Source organism: Cobetia sp. SIMBA_158, from assembly GCF_046566945.1.
In the GTDB taxonomy this organism is placed as follows: Bacteria; Pseudomonadota; Gammaproteobacteria; order Pseudomonadales; family Halomonadaceae; genus Cobetia; species Cobetia amphilecti.
This window is the reverse complement of the sequence record NZ_JAWJYL010000147.1, coordinates 1-329: the sequence shown is the minus strand read 5'-3', so window position 1 is coordinate 329 and position 329 is coordinate 1. Positions and strand designations below refer to the sequence as shown.

Annotated in this window: 1 protein-coding gene; it reads right to left on the bottom strand. The window is 47.7% G+C overall.

Annotated elements, in window-relative coordinates; all coding sequences use genetic code 11:
• Positions 1 to 276 (bottom strand): hypothetical protein (locus R2R70_RS19375; protein ID WP_410978804.1); only part of this gene is annotated, 276 nt, incomplete at its 3' end.
• Positions 277 to 329: the final 53 nt, after the last annotated feature.

Here is a 329-nt window from a genome sequence, read left to right as displayed (position 1 = left end):
CGCAGTACGAGTAACGGCAACCGTTGAAACAAGCGGGCTGGCGTTTCCTGCGATTATCGAAGTTACTCTTTGAGAAATAGAAGATAATGCCGTACGAGCTACGATAACAGCACGTCCTAAAGGAGTAGGATTCCCGGCTATGACGGTTGTCACTCGTTGAGCGATTGACCTTAGCCCCGCTTTAGCACGAGCTATTGAACTGGTTAATGGATTGTTATCACCCGTAAAATAAGTATTAACACGTTGAGGAATCTCACGCAATTTCTGCTGAGCCATACGAACAGCCCTAGTTAAAGGGTCTGCATCAGCGTCTAGGTCAACCCGGTTGC